We start from the raw sequence: 19,396 nt of genomic DNA, 5'->3' as shown, positions 1-19,396 counted from the left end.
TGGTCAAGGACTGTCTAAACTTGTAGAATGGAATGCGGTTAGCATTTTATTTCTGCATCAAGTGGAAGGGAGTCTCCAGACATGCGTAGCAGCCGAAACCAAGTCATGGCCAGACGAATACGCAGCAGAAAATCGGCTCGGTGGCGCATTGGTGTGCTTACAGGAGTTGCTGCAGTGGTATTTGGGGCAGCTTGGACGGTTTTCGGTGCACCGTTAGCGCATTCCACGGTTCCCAGTGTTGTCAAAACTAAACAGCCAAAATTAATTTCAAAAAAGACAAAACCGAGATTGCCAACGATGAGTGAAGCTTTGCAAAAATTATATGCAGAGCCATTGCCGGCTTCTGCCTTATTGAATGTACCTGCAATATCCCAATTGCCGCAGCTTCCTGATGGTTGCGAAATGACAAGTTTGTCTATGCTTTTGTCAGCTGCGGGTCATCCAACAAGCAAAATGTGGCTGGCTGCTCATATGCCAGTTGATCCTACACCTTTGCGCACGAATGCAGAAGGCCAGCCTGTATATTGGGGAAATCCTAATGTCGGCTTTGTGGGAGATGTCTATACGGATACAGATGGTTACGGGATTTATAACGGTCCTGTAACGAAGTTTTTAAATCAAATATTGCCGGGACGTGCGCTGAACCTGACGGGTAAACCGTTTCGTGATGATTTGGCGACGGTTGCGTCAGGTCGACCAGTGGTCCTCTGGACCACGGCCACTTTTCAGCCGACAGACGACTGGGTAACTTGGCAGAGTCCTGAAGGCCCTGTTCATGCTACTTTTGAAGAACACGCCGTTTTGCTGGTAGGATATAAAGGGGATACACTCTATATTAACAATCCATTAAATGGGGAGAAAGACCAGGCTGTAAACAAAGAAGCTTTTCTCGAAGCCTGGGATCAATTGGGGCATCAGGCTGTCACATATACACCGCAGAGCGTCAAAAGCCTGCTGAGCAGAGACGGGGTGTAAGGATGTCCTATCGACTCTTGATTGTCGATGATGAACCTAAAGTAGTGGATGTCATGCGTTCTTTTTTGGAAGGCGAAGGATTCCTGGTAGAAGCAGCATACAGTGGCACAGAAGCGTTACATAAGATTGAACAGAGTTCGCCTGATCTAGTCGTACTCGACTGGATGCTTCCAGGAATGAGTGGGTTAGAGGTATGTCGTGAGCTGAGAAAAAGCTCAAACATTGGGATTATTATGGTGACAGCCAAATCAGAAGAAGCTGACAAAGTCGTTGGACTCGAAGTTGGGGCTGATGACTACTTGGCCAAGCCGTTTTCATTGCGTGAATTGTCAGCTCGCATTAAATCTATCTTGCGTCGTATGGGCGGCGAATTTGAGGAAGAGCGTGTTCTGGAACGCGGAGATATTCGTATTGATGTTGCCAAGTATCAAGTATGGAAGGGTAATCAGGAAGTACAACTAACACCCACGGAGTTTAAGATTCTTCTCACACTTGCAGAAAAACCAGGAGTTGTATATACGCGTTTACAACTGTTGAAAGCCGCAATGGGAGAAGAATATCTGAATTATGAACGGACAGTGGACACTCATATTAGCCATGTACGCCAGAAGTTGGAGGATTCTCCTGCACAGCCCGTCTATATTCAAACAGTATACGGTATAGGATATCGTTTTGGGGAAGCGAAGGCGTGAAACTGCGATCGAAAATATCCGGTTTGCTTGGAATCCTCGTTCTCTTTATGGCGACTGTATTCTATCTGATCTCACATGTCTTTATTATTCCTCTCTTCAGCGAATATGTGCGGGCAGCCGAACATGGAGAAGCCGAGCAATGGGCTCGCTCTCTTGCTTATTATTACACTTCGCATGGTAATAGTTGGGGTGGTGTCGGGCAGTTTGCAGAAGGTGTGCTCATGCAATCCGATATTGCCCATCCTAATAATTATGTAGAAAAAGTAGCTGTATACACACCTGAAGGTAAACCCATTACGTCTGTGGTTCGTGAGGGAGACCATTCTGAGCACATGGACAGCGACGATGCGGAGCTTATTGACGCCAATGGTATGGTGGCTGACATTTGGGTGGGCAATAAGCCAGTTGGTCAAGTTCGCGTCGTGGATGCGGGTGCGGACAGTCTTCAGGATGTACAAATGAGAGTCTTGCGCCTCATGGATATGGCAACCCTCGGTGGTGGACTGGCTGCTGCAGTTTTTGCTCTCTTGCTAGGCTTTGTGTTTGCTAGTCGATTGACAAAACCGCTGCAATCGTTGGTTCAGGGAATCGCCCGCATAGGTCGAGGCGAGAGTGGTGTACGGGTTGTCATTGCCAGTCATGATGAAATTGGTCATGTAGCCGAACAATTAAATTATATGGCGGAAAAGTTGGAGCAGCTGGAAGCGGCTCGCAAACGCTTGGTTGCAGATGTGGCTCATGAATTGCGTACACCACTGACCGTCATGGAAGGTCAGTTGGAACTGATTCAGCAGGGAGTGATTCAGCCTTCTGATCAGACTCTTCTGCCTATATTGGATGAAGTGATGCGCTTGTCTCGTCTCGTCGATGATTTGCATCAGCTGAATCTTGCAGACGGTGGAGTTCTCAAATTAAATTGTACAGAGGCCGATCTCGTTGCCATCTTGCGCAGAATTATGGATAATTTTTTGTATGAAGCTGCAGAAGAACAGGTTCGATTACGCCTGACGACTTCTGCGAATGAACTTGTAACTTATATGGATGCCAGCCGGATTACCCAGGTGTTTGTCAATCTTCTTGGCAACGCTTTGAGACATTGTCCGCCTGGCGGGGCTGTGGATGTTCAAGTGCTGGAAACACCGCAGAATATCGTTTGCATAGTTACGGATGATGGACCTGGCATCCCAAGCGTTGATTTGCCGCACATTTTTGATCGATTTTATCGAGGGGATGAATCGAGATCGCGCGAATCAGGCGGGATGGGGCTGGGGTTGGCAATAGCTCGAGAATTTGTGCAAGCTCACGGCGGGACGTTACTTGCTGCTAATCATCCTTCTCGAGGCGCTCAATTTACAATGACTTTGCCCAAACAATTGCGGAGCAAAGTAGAAGGTTGACGATCTTTTCATTGCATGGTACCATCCACATACTCCCCCGATGAAAGGGGACATTTTGGATGGGGCCATCAAATTTTAGTGTCTATTCTCTTTTGATTGTTTCTTTGCTGGCAGTTTCAGTGCCGTTGCTCGTCTCACGTATGAAAGCCATCCGCATTCCCATTGTGGTAGGCGAGATTATTGCTGGAGTCATTGTTGGCAATAGTGGCTTTCATTTAATTCAGCAAAGTGAATGGTTGCAATTTTTGCAATTTTTCGGTTTAGCTTACCTCATGTTTGTATCCGGGCTGGAGATTGATTTTGCAGCCCTGCGTCCTACAAACGAAACCTATAAACGCTCCCTGTCAGGTTGGCTGACTTCTGCTCCTGTTTTTGCCGTCCTGACATCTGTCATCACACTGGGACTTTCCTACCTTCTGTCAGAACGTCTATATTTTTTACATATGATTCGCAGTCCATTGCTGCTGTCTTTAATTATTACAACCACATCGTTGACAGTGGTTGTACCTGTGCTGAAGGAATATGGGTTAACCAGCCATCCTTTGGGGGGCCGTATTATGGCCGCTGCCGTAATGGCTGATTTTGTAACCATGTTGCTTATCTCTGTGGCTGTCTCGTTATACAAGGGTGGGCTTTCGCCGAGTGTTCTGTTGGTATTTGTGCTTATTCTCATTCTTCTTTTACTTTATCGCTTATTCCGCCGCTTTTCAGGTATAGCCGCATTCCGGAATTTAGCACATGGCACAGCTCAACTCGGAATTCGCGCTTCGTTATCGTTGATGATGATTTTTATTGTTCTCTCTGAAACACTCGGCGTTCAAGTCATTCTTGGCACCTTTTTGGCAGGCATGTTGGTAGGACTGGTGAACCCTCGCGAGCGGTCAGATGTCCGAAGCAAGCTGGACGCTATTGGTTTTGGATTTTTGATCCCGATTTTTTTCATTATGGTTGGCGTGGATTTTAATTTCCGTTCTTTGCTGCATGACCCTAAAGCGTTGCTTTTACTGCCAATTTTGTTCGTGGCCACTTACCTCTTTAAAGGATTGCCGGCGATTCTCCTGAGATTGCGCTATCCATGGCCGGAAACTTTAGCGGGTAGTGCACTTTTAACGACGCAAATGAGCGTTACAGTGGCAGCCGCCGCTGTAGGGCTGAAAATTGGCGCAATCAGTCAGGGAGTGGATACGGCTATCATCCTGGTAGCTATGTTGACATCCGTCATCTCACCCATAGCATTTGGAAAATTACTGCCAAAGCATGTGCAAGAGACAAAAAAATCGCTATGGATTATTGGTGAATCTGCGGGCGCTCAACTTTTGGTGGAACAAGCTCGGGAACGAGGTGAGGATGTAAGATGGATCCAGCCGCATGTTGGATTAGAGAACGAAGTCACTTTGGAGGAAATCGCTAAAAAGAATATCGGAGAAGAGGCGGATTATATTTCCGGTATGGTTCTTTATACCGAGATTGACCAACTCAATCTTACATTTGCCAGAGAAGCCGCTCAAGCAGGTATTCGACCTGTTATATGCCTGGTCCGTGATATGGCACTTTACCAAGAAAATCGCGATGAGACGGAATTTGTGGTTGTACAGCCGCAATTTGCAGCTGTTTCGCTCGTCGATCAGCTGGTACACTATCCGATTTCTACGCAGTTTCTTAAAGCACCAGCATCTCTGCAAATTCAGGAAATTCTGTTGCAAAGTCGCGTGCTGCATCAACAACGTTTAATGGAAATCAATTTGCCGGGTCGATTGCTGATTCTATCGATTGTCCGCGATGGTGAGCAGATTGTAGCGCATGGTGAAACAGAATTGCATGTAGGTGACATTTTAATTGTGGTCGGCAGCCGTGAAGACATTGAAGCGTTTCACGTCATGGCAGGTGTGGGCTATTCCGGGAAAGATAAGAACATCAGCCGACCGTGGTTGAAGGAGTAAATCAAACAGGAACTTTGATTGGATTGCTAAAAACAGTGAAGTCTGTATTTTACTATGCAAAAGTGAAAAGGAACGTGGTAGACTGTGACTGTTAGAGAGAGGGGTGGTTCTATGTCTGAATTGCGTTACAATCCGTTACTGAGGGATTGGACCATGGTTGCAGCCAACCGCCAGGTTCGTCCAGATATGCCGAGTGGCCAGTGTCCTTTCTGCCCAGGCTCAGGAAAAGTACCTGATGAATATGAAGTATTTGCCTACGATAATGATTTTCCAGTTCTTTCACCGCATCCTGACACACCTGGTCAACCTTCACAATCGCTGTATCGTACTCGACCAGCCTATGGAAAATGCGAGGTGGTTTTATATTCTTCCAATCATCAGGCCTCGCTTGCCAATCTCAGTTTAAACCAAATGGAAAAGGTAGTCAGCCTTTGGCAGCAACGTTATGCGGCTTTGGCGAGTGACGAGCAGCATCAGTATATCCTCATTTTTGAAAACCGAGGCCGTGAAGTGGGGGCCACCATTCAGCATCCGCATGGGCAAATTTACGCCTATCCGTTTATTCCCATTAAAATTCGGACAGAGTTAGAGTCTGCGCATCAGCATCATCAGGTTACCGGACATTGTTTGCTTTGTGATATTACTCAAGCAGAGATGGAAGACGGAGCGAGAATGTTAGTGGAAAACCGTCATTTCGTTTCTTTCATACCCTATTTTACTGATTTTCCTTATGGCGCATGGATTGCTCCCAAAGTGCATATTCCAGACATCCGCTCTTTTACTGGAGAAGAAATTCGTTCATTAGCAGAAATTTTGAGTGCACTCACGGCGGGAATGGATGAACTCTTTGAGAGAGAATTTCCCTATATGATGGTACTTCATCAAACGCCTGTACATCGGCCTGATACTTCACTTTATTACCATTTTCATATTGAATTTTACCCACCCTTACGCACGCGAGATAAGATTAAGTTTCTTTCCTCTTCTGAAACAGGTGCCGGAGCTGCAGCCAATCCTGCGTCTGTGGAGATGACAGCAGTGGAATTGAGAGAAGCGATACAGAAAGCACAACGTCGACGAGCAGATCAATTTTAATGGTAGGAGAGATTTTGGAATGGCCGACTCTGCAATGGCTTTCATAGAAGAAACAGGAGTTTTTCCAGCATTTTTTCAATTTTCTCCCGGTCCTGCAGAAGATGTTCGAGTGTTTTTCGCCCCTGGCAGAGTCAATTTAATAGGTGAGCATACGGATTACAATGGAGGGTATGTACTTCCCGCTGCCCTTCAACTTGGAACAAGTGCAATAGTCCGACCGCGAAAAGATGGTCAATGGCGCTTTGCTTCCACGAGTTTTCCTGACACCGTGGTTGAATTTTCTCCAGAAAATCTTGAATATCGAGAAAATGCAGGATTTGCTAACTATCCAGCTGGAGTTATCTGGGTTCTTCGTCAGGAAGGGTACATAGCGAATGGAGCAGATATTTTCTTTGCGGGAAATTTGCCTGCTGGCGCTGGATTGTCGTCTTCTGCTTCTGTTGAGGTGGTGACCGCGTTTGCCATGGCTTCCCTTCATCATTGGAGTATCAGCAAAGAGACGCTCGCTCTCTACGCCCAACGTGCTGAAAATCAGTTTGTCGGCGTCAACTGTGGGATTATGGATCAGTTTAGTGTCGCTTTGGGTATGGAGCAACATGCGCTCTCTCTGCACTGCCAATCGCTTTCTTATGAGCAGGTGCCTGTAGAACTGGGAGATGTTGTCATGGTTTTGACCAACAGCAACAAACCACACAGTCTGGTTGAATCCAAATACAACGAGCGGCGCAGTGAGTGCGAAACTGCATTAAGTCTTTTGCAAGACGCCGGATTTTCCTGTTCATATCTAGCCGACTTGACACCAGAACAATGGCCGCAAATAGATGCAGTGCTGGTCGATCCGGTATTGAAACGTCGTGTTCGTCATGTTGTATTTGAGAACCACCGTGCCAAAGAAGCGCCAAAGCTTTTGCGACAAGGTAGATTGCGCGAGTTTGGCGAGTGGATGAACGCTTCACATCGGTCGCTTTGCAAGGACTATGAAGTTACCGGACCTGAACTGGATACACTCGCAGAATCAGCGTGGCAGGTCGAAGGCTGTTTGGGTAGCCGAATGACTGGAGGCGGGTTTGGCGGATCGACCGTATCACTTGTGGAACGTCAGCATTTGGATGTTTTCCAGGAGCATGTAGCGCGTCAGTATGAGAGCACCATAGGTTATGCTCCGTCCTTTTATATCACGGGACTGGGTGAAGGAGTCCGTGAATTGACTGGGGAGGTAGAAGGAAAATGAGAATTTTGGTAACGGGCGGAGCTGGGTACATAGGCAGCCATACAGTCGCGGAATTGGTCGATCACGGTCATGAAGTGACGGTGATTGACAATCTTTCGCAAGGTCATCGTCAAGCGTTGGAACCTTTTCCTACTGTCGAGTTTTATCAGTTGAGTCTCTTTGACGAGGAAGCGCTGACTCAAATTATGCGGGAAAAAGGGATTGAATCCGTGGTTCATTTCGCCGCCTTTTCACTAGTGGGACAAAGCACCAAGGAACCCTTGCTATACTATCGAAATAACGTCAGCGGTACAGAACGTCTGCTCTCTGCCATGGTGACAAGCGGCGTCAAGCGTATCGTATTTTCTTCAACAGCAGCAGTCTATGGCGATCCGTCAACGCTCCCGATTCCAGAGGGTGCGCGAACCTTGCCAACGAATCCCTATGGTGAAACTAAGCTCGCTATTGAAAAAATGCTTCGGTGGGCTAATGAAGCGTACGCAATCAAGTCAATTTCGCTGCGTTATTTTAATGCTGCAGGCGCGCACACCAAGTATCCGATTGGTGAAGATCATCGGCCTGAGTCTCATCTTATTCCGCTTGTGCTGCAAACGGCGCTTGGACAGCGTGAGGCCATTCACATTTATGGATGCGATTATCCTACACCGGATGGTTCGTGCGTACGCGATTACATTCATGTCATGGATTTGGCCAGTGCCCATCGTCTGGCTCTGGAATGGCTTGTAGAAAATTCAGGAAGCCAAGTTTTCAATTTGGGGAATGGCCTTGGTTTTTCTGTGCGAGAAGTCATTGAAATGGCAGAACGCGTGGTGGGCAAGCCAATTCCGATTGTGGAATCAGACAGGCGTTGGGGCGATCCGGCAGTGCTTGTGGCGTCTCCAGAACGCGCCAAATTGACACTCGGTTGGAAACAGGAGTATCCCGAATTGAGCGATATCATTCGCTCAGCTTGGAACTGGCATAGCCAGCATCCGTATGGGTATGAACATGAGTATGAACAAGAATAGTTATTTTGAACGATGTGTCCTGACGGTCATTTGTTAAGTTCAAAAGGAGCAGAATGCATGTCTTCCCATCTCATCCAGCCTATGACTGGGCTTGAAAAAGCCATATTAGAAATCATCGATTCGGCTGTTGCCATTTGTGACACTGAAGGTGACTGGGTGTTTCTCAATCACGCCGCCGATGCCTTGATGAATTATCCTTCTTTGCTCAGACAGTTGCCCGTGGAGGAGATTTTGACGAGTCGGAAAAGGCAAGAAATCGAACTTAGGCTGGAGCGTGAACTGGGAGAGACAGAGGTCTGGAACGCCAGAGCTATACCTGTGTTTTCACCGGATGGTCAGGTGCAGGCCGCACTCTTTGTACTTTCTAATTCAGCTGAAAAGACATTGGACGAGTCCAACTTTCAACGTCTCTTAGAGGAACAGGCACTTGTCGATCCGCTCACACGCCTTCCCAACCGGACAGCGTTTGAGAAAAAAATCAATCAAATCATAGCGGATGCCCGACTTCAGCACACGCAACATGTATTAGCTTATCTCGATCTCGATCAATTCAAGATTGTCAATGACACGGTTGGCCATACGGCAGGTGACGAACTACTCTGCGAGGTGGCGCAGCGTTTTACGGCGCTGATGCAGCCTGGAGAGATATTGGCTCGCCTGGGCGGAGACGAGTTTGGCGTCTGTCTCTCTAACTGCAGTATGGATGAAGCCAAGCATCGTCTGCAAAGATGGATTGACGCTCTCAGCCATTTTCACTTTCAGTACGAAAATCGCCGCTTCCGAATTGGCGTTTCCATGGGATTGGTAGCCGTCGATGCAGACTCTGCAAGCTATCCTGACCTGCTGAGTGCGGCGGATACTGCTTGCTATGCTGCAAAGGATAAGGGTCGCAATCGGATGGAAGTGTATGTGCCGGGCAATCAGGAGTATGAGCGACGGAAACTGGATTTAGACTGGGCGGTTCGCCTTTGTGATTCAGTCGACGAAAACCATTTTGAATTGTTGCTGCAGCGCTCGCTTCATCGCCAAGGTGTGCAACCTTATTGTGAAGTGCTTTTACGTTTAAGACTGGCAGATGGCCGACTGGAGATGCCGGGAGCTTTTATTCCTGCGGCGGAACGTTATCGACTTATGCCGCAACTTGATCGTTGGGTAGTGCGGGAAACTTTTCGCCGTCTCTGTGAAATTGAAGATGATGGCACTTGTTATGCCATCAATCTTTCAGCCCAGAGCATCAGTGACGAAGAATTTTTGCAATTTGTTTCTTTACAGCTTGAAGAGAGTGGTATTCGAGCAGAACGTATCTGTTTTGAACTGACGGAGACTGCGGCAGTGCAAAACCTGCTGCAAGCTGAACAATTTGTGAAGAAAATTCGCGCTCTCGGGTGTCGCTTTGCTTTGGATGATTTCGGAAGTGGATTTGCCTCATTTGCGCATCTAAAAGCTTTGCAAGTAGATTTTGTGAAAATTGACGGATCTTATGTGCGGGAGATATTTAATAGCGAGATCGACCGAGCAGTAGTAGAAAGTATTTGTAAAATGGCTCGTTTGATGGGTAAGTCGATTGTGGCGGAAGCTGTGGAGACAGAATTGCTTTTGGCCGAAACCGAGCGAATGGGTATTGATTACCTGCAGGGATACGCAATTCATCGACCTGAAGATTGGCCCATGGTGTCAGCCTGAAGTATAAAGAGATAGAGCGAATCTTTTCAGCGAAAGATGGTATTCCATCTAAAATCTATCTTATTAAAAAGTGAGGAGCTGGTTCCTGACAGTTTCTACTGCCCAGGAGACAGCTCCTCCATCGCTTGTGCGATTAGAATTTTTCCGAAACAGCTTTTGCCTGCATAAATTGCAATAGGTAATCAGGGCCGCCGGCTTTTGAATCGGTACCCGACATATTAAAGCCACCGAACGGATGAACGCCTACCAATGCCCCAGTGCATTTACGATTGAAATAAAGATTGCCGCAATGCATACGATTTTGGGCGTATTCCAAATGGCTGCGGTCATAAGAATAGACGGCGCCCGTCAAGCCATATTCCGTATCGTTGAAAGTATCAATGGCCTCTTCAAAACTTTCTGCGCGATAAATAGCGAGTACAGGTCCAAAGATCTCCTCGCACATTATGCGCGCCCCGCGTTTAGCGTTTGTGAACACAGTGGGTTGAATGTAGAATCCTTCTTCCAAACCGCGCTCTCCGCCAACGGCTAGGGTAGCTTCTTGTTTACCAATTTCGATATAGCTCATGATTTTATCGAAAGACTTTTGATCAATAACAGGGCCTGTGTAGAAGTTTTCCGCAGGAGGTCCCATTTTTAAAGCTCGAGTCAGTTCAATGACTCGCTCAGTAACGGCATCGTAGATGTCTTTGTGCAAAATGGCCCGAGATGCGGCCGAACATTTCTGCCCCTGGAATCCGAAGGCTGAAGCGACAATCTGCACAGCCGCGTCTTCCAAATCTGCATTCTTGTCGACGACAATGCCATCCTTGCCGCCCATTTCTGCAATCACTCGCTTAATCCAGCGTTGTCCTTGTGCTGTTTTAGCCGCCCGTTCTGCTATCCGCAGGCCGACAGTTTTTGATCCGGTGAAGGAGATAAAACGAGTTTGTGGATGTTCCACCATAAAATCGCCAATTTCCTCCGGAGGGCCAGGTACAAAGTTGATTACACCAGATGGCAAACCAATGCGATGCATCAATTCAACAAATCGTGCAGCAATGACAGACGTATTGGGAGAAGGTTTAAGCAGAACGGTATTGCCGGTGACAATTGCAGATGTGGTCATGCCTACCAAAATCGCCAGCGGGAAATTCCAAGGCGGAATAATGACACCAACGCCGAGCGGAATGTAATACTGACGGTTAAACTCACCTGCAAGTGGAGTCAGTGGAGTCGGTTCTGCAAGGCGTAACATCTCTCTTCCGTAGTACTCCAAAAAGTCAATCGCTTCGGCGACGTCAGCGTCAGCCTCTCCCCAGTTTTTTCCTGCCTCATACACTTGCCATGCGGCCCATTCAAATTTGTTGCGTCTAATTTCGGCTGCAGCTTTGAATAGATAGCCAGCACGCAATTCGGCACTGGTGTAGCGCCAGTCCTCAAAACGCTTACCAGCAATCTGCAATGCCTGTTCAATATGTTGCCGATCCGCTTGGCAGACCGTTCCTACTACTTCACTTTTTAAAGCGGGATTGATGGATGCCAAGGAATTCTGAGTTTGAATTTGTTCACCGCCAATCCAAAGTGGATAGGTTTGTCCGAATTGGCTGCGCACCTTGGCGAGTGCAGCTTCCATTGCCGCTTTATGAGCGGGTTGGCTGAAATCAGTGAATGGTTCGTTGTGGAAAGTTGTTAAAGTCATTGGCGTACCTCCAGCACACAAAATTTAGCGCATGAAAATTGGAGTGGCTGCAGAACTGGGGAGATACGATTGCTGCCACTTCAAATCGCGCCATGCTGTACCCATCTATCCTAACATGAAAATTGTCTTGACTTCATCTCTGGTGACAGAAGGAAGGGAAAAGATGAAAATTGCAGAATTTTTCTTGTGCGCCGAAGATTTTTTGCATAAAAACTTTGCAAAGCGGGCACGCTATCGGTAGTTATGAGAAACGTCATAGCGAAGTTATGATTTTGGCTCACAGTAAAGTCATCAAAACTCAGGGGATTGTTTCTTGTCAAGAAGTGAAGAAACAAAACTGTGAATTTTTACGGAACGAGTTGTGGTGAAATTGTTAACGCTGCTGTGTCGTTTCTTTGAAACTCGCAAAATTCTTCGGTAGCAAAGGGTGTCGAATGGTATCATCTAATGCGAGAGCCTTCGGCTGTACGTTCACGGGCCGTGCAGGCTCTGCCGCTGTGCGCGCGCCGGCACGGCGGCACCGGACGAACAAACGGGCTGAGAGAGGAGTTGGAAGTGTCAATGTTACCGCCCAAAAAGCGCTTGGCAAGCGTACTCGCCATGGCGGCCGCAGTCATGCTGTTAGCTACCGGATGCAGTTCCAAGTACGCTGTCATGTCTCCGGCAGGACCGGTCGCCAAGAGTGAGTATCATCTCATTCTCTGGTCATTCGTTGTAATGATTATTGTCGTCATCATTGTGGCAGTGCTTTTTATCTATGTTCTAGCAAGATTTCGTGACAAAAGCGACAATCCTGCGCCCTACCATCCTGAATGGGAAGGCAATCGTAAGCTGGAGACAATTTGGACCATCGTTCCGATTGTGCTGGTTGCTGCTATTGCCATACCGACTGTCGTGGTGACGGGAGAATTGGAGAACCCTCCCAAGTCGAAAAACGCACCAATTACGATTGATGTGATTTCGGCGCGTTGGAAGTGGATATTCCAATATCCTCAGCAGGGGATTGAAACAGTCAATTATGTTGAAATTCCTGCCAACACTCCGGTTAACTTTCAATTAACCTCAGTAGGGCCTATGAATACCTTCTGGGTTCCACAGTTAGGCGGTATGGAGTTCAGTATGCCAGGTAAGGATTTGAAGTTATGGCTGGAAGCCAGTCATCCAGGCACCTATCTGGGGCGCAGTGGTCAGTTTTCAGGCAAAGGATTTGTTCATATGCAGTTTAATGTCTATGCTAAACCGACCAGTCAGTTTGATGCTTGGGTACAACAGGTAAAAACAACAGATCCGGCGCTTTCGGAAGCTGCAAGCCGTAAATTGCTGATGACAGCCGGTCTGGCAAAACCGGAAAGTTTTTCGTCTTATCCATCCGATCAACAGCTTTTCGCTCAAGCAGACAATTAATTTGAGAAATCTACTTGAATGAGTAACAATTTCTCCGGGAAAAAGGAGGAGACGGAAAAGTGAGTCCTGCTGTGAAACAGTGGATCCTCAACTTCTTCCCTCACAACGTTTTAGAGTTAGGTGCAGATGGCGCGATTATTCTTGCATCCTTGGCCATTTTATTTGTACTCACCTACTTTAAAAAGTGGAAGTGGTTGTGGAAAGAGTATTTAACCACGGTCGATCATAAGAAAATCGGCATCATGTACATTATTGCCGCCATTCTTATGCTCTTTCGCGGCGGTTCGGACGCCATACTCATGCGTTCGCAATTGGCATTCCCGAATGAGCATTTTCTCAGTGCAGAGCACTACGACCAGATTTTCACCACACATGGTACAGTCATGATTCTCTTTATGGCTATGCCGTTTGTGATTGGATTGTTCAACGTTGCTGTTCCCTTACAGATTGGCGCTCGTGACGTAGCTTTCCCTTATCTAAACGCTATTTCTTTTTGGTTGTTCTTTTTTGCGGCTTTGCTTTTCAACATATCGTTTGTCGTTGGTGGATCACCGGATGCAGGCTGGACATCGTACACACCGCTTGCTGGTGCTCATTTCGATCCGGGTCCTGGAGAAAACTACTATCTGATTGCTTTACAAATTACAGGTATCGGTACGATTGCTACAGGCGTAAACTTCATGACAACGATTTTGAAGATGCGCGCGCCTGGTATGACTTTGATGCGCATGCCCATGTTCACTTGGTCTGTGCTCATCACATCTATCATTATTATCTTCGCTTTCCCGGTACTGACAGTAGCCTTGGCGCTCTTGCTCATTGACCGTCTGTTTGGCGCTCACTTCTTTACCATCAGTGCTGGCGGAATGCCCATGCAATACATTAACTTGTTCTGGATATGGGGTCACCCTGAGGTTTACATCGTTATCTTGCCGTTATTTGGCGTTTTCTCCGAAGTGGTAGCAACTTTTGCACGTAAGCGTCTCTTTGGCTACAGTGCCATGGTCGTGTCACTGCTTGCCATTTCGATTCTGTCTTTCGTTGTTTGGGTTCACCACTTCTTCACCATGGGCGCTGGTGTTGGTGTCAATGACTTCTTTGGGGTTTCAACCATGTTGATTGCTATTCCGACTGGTGTCAAAGTGTTCAATTGGTTGTTTACCATGTGGCGTGGACGAATCCGTTTTGAATTGCCAATGCTTTGGACACTTGCTTTTATCCCTAACTTCTTGGTTGGTGGTTTAACGGGTGTCATGCTAGCAGTGGCTCCTGCGGATTATCAGTACCATAACAGCTACTTCCTGGTTGCTCACTTCCACTACGTGCTCATTGGTGGTACGGTCTTTGGATGTTTTGCAGGCATGTACTACTGGTGGCCAAAGATGTTCGGCTTCAAGTTGGACGATCGTACAGGTCGCTGGGCATTCTGGACTTGGATCATTTCTTTCAACGTCTGTTTCCTGCCCATGTTTGTTGTTGGATTAATGGGCATGACTCGACGTATGTATACTTATCCGGCTGGTCTAGGCTGGATGCCTTACAATTTGATTGAAACGATTGGTGCTTACGGAATGGCCATTGGCTTCGTGCTCATGGTATACAACATCTATTGGAGCATTCGTTGGGGTGAACGTGACTTGACAGGCGACCCATGGGATGGACGTACGCTTGAGTGGTCAACCACTTCACCAGCTCCAGAATATAACTTTGCTGTAATCCCAACCATCAAAGATCGCGATCACTGGTGGTACGTGAAGTATATCGAGAAAGAAGAAGAAAAAACCAAACCGGCGTTCAAACCGATTCATATGCCCAACAACTCTGGACGTCCGTTTATAATGTCGGCAGCTTTTGGACTTGCTGGTTTTGGGTTTGTCTTTGAGTGGTGGGTTCCGGCTATCTTAGGATTGCTGATTGTACTCATCTGTATGGGGCAAAGGTCGTTTGAAGTCAATACCGATCATTATATTCCGGTGGACGTGATCGAACGCACCGAAGCCGAGGCGGGGAGGTTGTAAGGGTGTCCTATCAGATGGAAGGTCATTTGAACCTGGAACATGACCATCACATCGACACGTCCAAGCCGATGGAGTACTCTACTGAGGACGGAAGCCTAAGAATATTTGGCTTTTGGGTCTTCCTTGGTTCCGACTTGGTTCTGTTCTCTTGTTTGTTCACAATGTACATCCTGCTCTTCCGGAATACGGCAGGCGGATTTACATCACAACAACTTTATGACTATCCGACATTTCTTTCTGAGACGTTCCTGCTGTTGACCAGTTCTTTCACCTGCGGTCTGGCTACTTATTCCATGCGTCGAGGCTGGAAGAACGCCGTCATAGGTTGGTTGATTGTCACTGTGTTACTTGGTCTTGGTTTTATTGGCTTTGAAGTATCCGAGTTTCTCAAGTACGTGCATATGGGAGCAACGATTTCCAAAAGCGCGTTCCTCTCCAGCTTTTTCATTCTGGTAGGTACGCACGGGTGTCACGTTTCACTCGGTATTCTCTGGCTCACCTCGATTATCATTCAGGTGGCTCGCCGTGGTCTAAACCCTGTAACGACGCGCAAGATATTTATCTCTGGCCTATATTGGCACTTTCTTGACGTCGCTTGGATTTTCATCTTCACAGTAGTCTACTTTATGGGAAAGGTGTTGTAAGCCATGTCATCCAACACGCCGACCCGTTCGCATCATCACGAAGAAAAGTTTCCGTGGAAGCACATTATTGGCTATGTCCTATCACTGGTACTCACTTTTGCGGCGATTTGGTTTGTGCTTGACTCGCATCTTCCGTCAAGCGCCATTATCTCAGCGATTGTGATTCTGGCAGTATTCCAGGCGGTCATTCAGTTGTTTATGTTCATGCACTTGACTGAAGCGTTTGGACCCAACTATCAACAATTTCTCATATTCTTTGCCATGTTCATCGCGTTTACAGTTGTAGCAGGTTCCATTTGGATCATGGCATTCAAAAGTTATGTTGCATAACGTGTTGCGGCGGCTCGGTGAGGCCGAGTCGCCGTTTGCAAAAGGAAAGTTAGCTTCGTGAGTTTTGGAATCCTATCATTTGTACTTTGTTTTCCAAGATAGAAAAATCTTATACTGTCGTTCAGAATGCTTGTTTACTGAACTTTATAAGTTATTGAAGATGAATGCTTGCTTTTGTTGTCTGTCCAATTCAACTGCAGTGTCTGCAGTTCTTTTCTGAGGAGAGGAAGGGACCGGAAATGTCGATGGTCGAGCGGGAAAGCCCGAAGTCGCAGTTAGATCGGCATGTATCGTTGACATACAGATGGGTGGATGTGGTACAAGCCTACATTGCTACTACAAAACCTAAAATCCAAATTATGCTTCTTTTCACTGCAGCTACAGCAATGATTGTCGCCCATCACGGCTTTCCACGCTGGTCGCTGTTTATCAATACTTTGCTGGGATTAGTGCTAGCTACGGGCGGATCAGCCTCAATTAATATGTGGTTCGATCGCGATATTGATGCTGTTATGCAACGCACTTCCAAGCGGCCCATTCCGTTAGGGAGGGTGCCAGCCCATCATGTGCTTATTCTTGGCCTTCTTTTAATCGCTGGCTCTTTTGTCTATCTCAATCTAGCTGTGAATCCATTGACAGCCGGACTGGCTCTTGGTGGTGCTTTCTATTACGCCGTGATTTATACCATGTGGCTCAAACGTCGCACGCCGCAAAATATTGTGATAGGCGGCGGAGCGGGTGCTTTTCCGCCACTCGTTGGCTGGGCTGGTGTAACAGGACATCTTGGACTTGCTGCGATTATCATGTTTGCTATTATTTTTCTCTGGACACCTCCACATTTTTGGGCGCTTGCGCTTTATAAAAACGAGGATTACACCAAAGCAGGTATTCCAATGATGCCTGTAGTCAAAGGAGCACGTAAAACCAAGATTCAAAGTGTTGTCTATGCTGTTCTGTTGATTATCGCGTCAGTACTTCTTGCCTGGACGGGACAGGTAGGCTTGGTATATGCGGCTGTGGCTGGGGTAGTTGGGATTATTTTTCTCGGTTTTGTCTTACGATCTTATTTTGAACCAGACGCAAGCATGGTTTGGGCTAAACGGACTTTTCTCTGTTCACTCATTTATTTGCCAGTTGTTTTTGTGATGATGATGCTCAATATGCGTTAATTGAATCATAGGATGGCCAGGCACACTCCAGTGTCTGGCTAGTCTATCTTATATGGAGGCCAGCGCATGGCAAATCAAGATAAACGGAGTATACAATTTGTCACTATTCTATTGGCCATTTTAACAGTTATTTTTCTTCTTGCTGTCAATACGGTTGGATTTATTGATACAGAGACAGGTTCGGGATTTGCTTGTGGAAATTCATGGCCGCTATGTGAAGGCGTGTTAATCCCACAGCATATGGGCATTCATAAGTTGATAGAGTTTGGCCATCGAGCTTTGGTACCTATTGCAACTTTACTTCTACTTGCTACATCCGTTTTCGCCCTGATTCAGTATCGTAAATTGCGTGAAGTTGTATGGCTGATTGTCTTGGCCATTGCTTCAGTTTTTGTCCAAGGAGCACTGGGAGCGCTTGGGGTGATTTTTGGCGATCCCGCTTGGTTTTTAGCTTTTCATTTTGGCATCTCATTAATTGCTTTTGCTTCCGTTCTTTTATTGTGTATTTTATTATTTCAATTGCGACGTGTACCATTACAAGAAATTCTCCAAGGCGGTCGCTTACGTCCAGACTATTCGGCAACGGGTAGCCGAATCCGATCGTTAGTCTGGTGGTCGCTGATTTATATTTATGTTGAAATGTATTTCGGAGCTTACATCTCAAGTAGTGGAGCTGCCCCGTTTTTTCATGGTTGGCCTTTTCCTACAGAAAGCATCTACGCACCACACTACGCATTTTGGATGGACTGTATTCACAGGCTTTTTGCTTTAGGTTTGCTTGTCTTTAGTCTGTTTATATTGCGAAGCGCCGCTGCCCTACGAAATCTACGCTCCGATCTTTACCGAGCCGCTTGGGGAACAGTGATCCTGGTTCTTTTGCAAGCTTTATCCGGAATTTTAATTGTAACCTATCATAATGTTTCATCGTTTCTCATTCATGTAACACTTGTAGCATTTCTTTTTTCGTCCCTATGCTTGCTAGCGCTTTTGACAGTGCCGGATCGACCAAGGAAAAAAAGTGCGTCGACAACCCTGTAAAGCTGAAATGTTTTTGCTTTCATCTAATCTCTAAAATCTAGTGAGGTGGCTGGCTGGTATGAAAAGTCGATCCATTTTTAGCTGTGTTGTAGCAATATGGGTCGCGCTTGCCACCTATTTCGGCGGTGGAATGCTGATGGCGCCGAGAACACGAGAGAATTTGCAAGTTCTTCCCCAAATTACGCAATTTAATGTGCTTAAAGGAATCTCGTTACATTTTAATCATCGAGTTCAAAGTTTGAAGTGGCGAATAGACGGAAAAACCTATCAGGAATCTTTAGCGGTTCCACAAGATACTCTTTGGTTGAAGGCATCCATGCAACAGCATCAATTTAATCAGTTGACATTGCTTTCTGCCGTCGATAAAGAAGGCCAGCACTTGCAACACTCAGTTACAATTGCTGGTTGGACCCCAAAACCGCTCCATGTTACAACAGATCCTGGAATTTGGCAGCTTGAAGTCTCGCAAGATGGTCCCTTTTGGTTTCACTTCAGTGCGCCAGTGAAAAATCCTCAGAGTCTCCAGCATGATCTCAGCTTTCAACCAGCGGTTGCTGGAAATGTGGAATGGAAGAACAGCACTACGGCTGAGTTTATACCGAATCAGCCCTTGCCTGCCACGGAGCGAGTTGTTATGTTATTGCGTGGCGGCAAGCATAGTATTGTTTCTACCACTGGTCAATTTTTGCCTGTGGCTCAGGTAGTTCGTCCTTTTGTAACTGCTACTCCTCTTAGTATTGTAGTTAGAGAAGGAACACCGGAAACTTTAACCGTTTATCAGGGACAACAAGCTATCTTTAAAACTCTCTGTAATACCGGCGTTGACAATGCAACGCCGCTTGGACATTTCTATATACGCTTTAAGTCGCCTGTCGTCAATATGAAGGGTGTCAATCCCAATGGGACACACTATGATGATCCGGGAGTGAAGTGGGTCATGAGCTTTGATGGTAATATTGCTATTCATGGATTCCCGAGGCCCTCCTATGGATTCCCGCAGAGTGCGGGTTGTGTGGAATTGCCAGTGAATATAGCTAAAAAGCTTTACAGTATGGTACATATAGGAACGCCTGTGACGATTGAAGCATGATA

General features: G+C 46.6%; 17 protein-coding genes. 16 read left to right on the top strand and 1 reads right to left on the bottom strand.

The genetic code is table 11. From position 1 onward, the window contains the following. Positions 1-81: 81 nt before the first annotated feature. The 8 genes from ACOJUR_RS13915 to ACOJUR_RS13880 all read left to right on the top strand — a co-directional run bounded on the left by ACOJUR_RS13915 (position 82) and on the right by ACOJUR_RS13880 (position 10,020). The gene (locus ACOJUR_RS13915; RefSeq protein ID WP_083574342.1) at positions 82-975 is read left to right on the top strand and encodes a C39 family peptidase; all 894 of its coding nucleotides are present in this window, start codon (positions 82-84) and stop codon (positions 973-975) included. Between the two features lie 2 nt (positions 976-977). Beyond that, complete coding sequence (locus tag ACOJUR_RS13910) at positions 978-1,667, top strand: response regulator transcription factor (RefSeq protein ID WP_072875006.1); 690 nt, start codon at positions 978-980, stop codon at positions 1,665-1,667. Then, a complete protein-coding gene (locus tag ACOJUR_RS13905; protein ID WP_420950328.1) occupies positions 1,664-3,064 on the top strand; it encodes a sensor histidine kinase in 1,401 nt (466 codons plus the stop codon). Before ACOJUR_RS13910 ends, ACOJUR_RS13905 begins: the two co-directional genes overlap by 4 nt. A gap of 59 nt (positions 3,065-3,123) precedes the next feature. Beyond that, positions 3,124-5,004 (top strand): cation:proton antiporter domain-containing protein, encoded by a 1,881-nt coding sequence (locus ACOJUR_RS13900; protein ID WP_420950327.1) that lies wholly within the window; start codon positions 3,124-3,126, stop codon positions 5,002-5,004. 111 nt (positions 5,005-5,115) lie between these two features. Continuing rightward, on the top strand, positions 5,116-6,099 hold the full coding sequence (gene galT / locus ACOJUR_RS13895; RefSeq protein ID WP_420950326.1) for a galactose-1-phosphate uridylyltransferase: 984 nt from the start codon (positions 5,116-5,118) through the stop codon (positions 6,097-6,099). A gap of 19 nt (positions 6,100-6,118) precedes the next feature. Then, positions 6,119-7,330, top strand: coding sequence for a galactokinase (locus ACOJUR_RS13890; RefSeq protein WP_306954811.1), 1,212 nt, complete (start codon positions 6,119-6,121; stop codon positions 7,328-7,330). Further along, the gene (gene galE / locus ACOJUR_RS13885; protein ID WP_420950325.1) at positions 7,327-8,337 is read left to right on the top strand and encodes a UDP-glucose 4-epimerase GalE; all 1,011 of its coding nucleotides are present in this window, start codon (positions 7,327-7,329) and stop codon (positions 8,335-8,337) included. The genes ACOJUR_RS13890 and galE overlap by 4 nt, the downstream gene beginning before the upstream one ends. Positions 8,338-8,394: 57 nt before the next feature. Further along, positions 8,395-10,020 carry an EAL domain-containing protein gene (locus ACOJUR_RS13880; RefSeq protein ID WP_420950324.1) on the top strand — a complete coding sequence of 542 codons (1,626 nt, stop codon included), beginning with the start codon at positions 8,395-8,397 and terminating at the stop codon, positions 10,018-10,020. Positions 10,021-10,153: 133 nt separating this feature from the next. On the opposite strand, the gene pruA is transcribed toward ACOJUR_RS13880, so the two are convergent. Continuing rightward, positions 10,154-11,701: an L-glutamate gamma-semialdehyde dehydrogenase gene (gene pruA, locus ACOJUR_RS13875; RefSeq protein ID WP_420950323.1), complete on the bottom strand. Its 1,548-nt coding sequence runs from the start codon at positions 11,699-11,701 to the stop codon at positions 10,154-10,156. A gap of 31 nt (positions 11,702-11,732) precedes the next feature. Between pruA and ACOJUR_RS13870 the strand changes: the two genes are divergently transcribed. The 8 genes from ACOJUR_RS13870 (at position 11,733) to ACOJUR_RS13835 (ending at position 19,394) form a co-directional block, all read left to right on the top strand. Beyond that, complete coding sequence (locus ACOJUR_RS13870; RefSeq protein ID WP_203114643.1) at positions 11,733-11,942, top strand: hypothetical protein; 210 nt, start codon at positions 11,733-11,735, stop codon at positions 11,940-11,942. Between the two features lie 206 nt (positions 11,943-12,148). Beyond that, positions 12,149-13,105, top strand: a complete 957-nt coding sequence (locus ACOJUR_RS13865; protein ID WP_129583643.1) for a cytochrome c oxidase subunit II — start codon at positions 12,149-12,151, stop codon at positions 13,103-13,105. A 59-nt stretch (positions 13,106-13,164) separates the two neighbouring features. Then, entirely contained in the window at positions 13,165-15,123 is a 1,959-nt protein-coding gene (qoxB, locus tag ACOJUR_RS13860) for a cytochrome aa3 quinol oxidase subunit I (RefSeq protein WP_420950322.1), read from the top strand. Between the two features lie 14 nt (positions 15,124-15,137). After that, the gene (locus ACOJUR_RS13855; protein WP_072875018.1) at positions 15,138-15,767 is read left to right on the top strand and encodes a cytochrome (ubi)quinol oxidase subunit III; all 630 of its coding nucleotides are present in this window, start codon (positions 15,138-15,140) and stop codon (positions 15,765-15,767) included. A 3-nt stretch (positions 15,768-15,770) separates the two neighbouring features. Then, complete coding sequence (gene qoxD / locus ACOJUR_RS13850) at positions 15,771-16,097, top strand: cytochrome aa3 quinol oxidase subunit IV (RefSeq protein ID WP_072874999.1); 327 nt, start codon at positions 15,771-15,773, stop codon at positions 16,095-16,097. A gap of 239 nt (positions 16,098-16,336) precedes the next feature. Further along, on the top strand, positions 16,337-17,266 hold the full coding sequence (locus ACOJUR_RS13845) for a heme o synthase (protein WP_420950321.1): 930 nt from the start codon (positions 16,337-16,339) through the stop codon (positions 17,264-17,266). Positions 17,267-17,332: 66 nt separating this feature from the next. Then, a complete protein-coding gene (locus ACOJUR_RS13840; protein WP_306954802.1) occupies positions 17,333-18,304 on the top strand; it encodes a COX15/CtaA family protein in 972 nt (323 codons plus the stop codon). Positions 18,305-18,362: 58 nt separating this feature from the next. Then, positions 18,363-19,394 carry a L,D-transpeptidase gene (locus ACOJUR_RS13835; RefSeq protein ID WP_420950320.1) on the top strand — a complete coding sequence of 344 codons (1,032 nt, stop codon included), beginning with the start codon at positions 18,363-18,365 and terminating at the stop codon, positions 19,392-19,394. Positions 19,395-19,396 lie beyond the last annotated feature (2 nt).

The organism is Alicyclobacillus tolerans (assembly GCF_048984885.1).
Classification (GTDB): domain Bacteria; phylum Bacillota; class Bacilli; order Alicyclobacillales; family Alicyclobacillaceae; genus Alicyclobacillus_I; species Alicyclobacillus_I tolerans.
The sequence above is the reverse complement of the archived record's forward strand: the minus strand, read 5'-3'. Positions and strand labels throughout refer to the sequence as shown.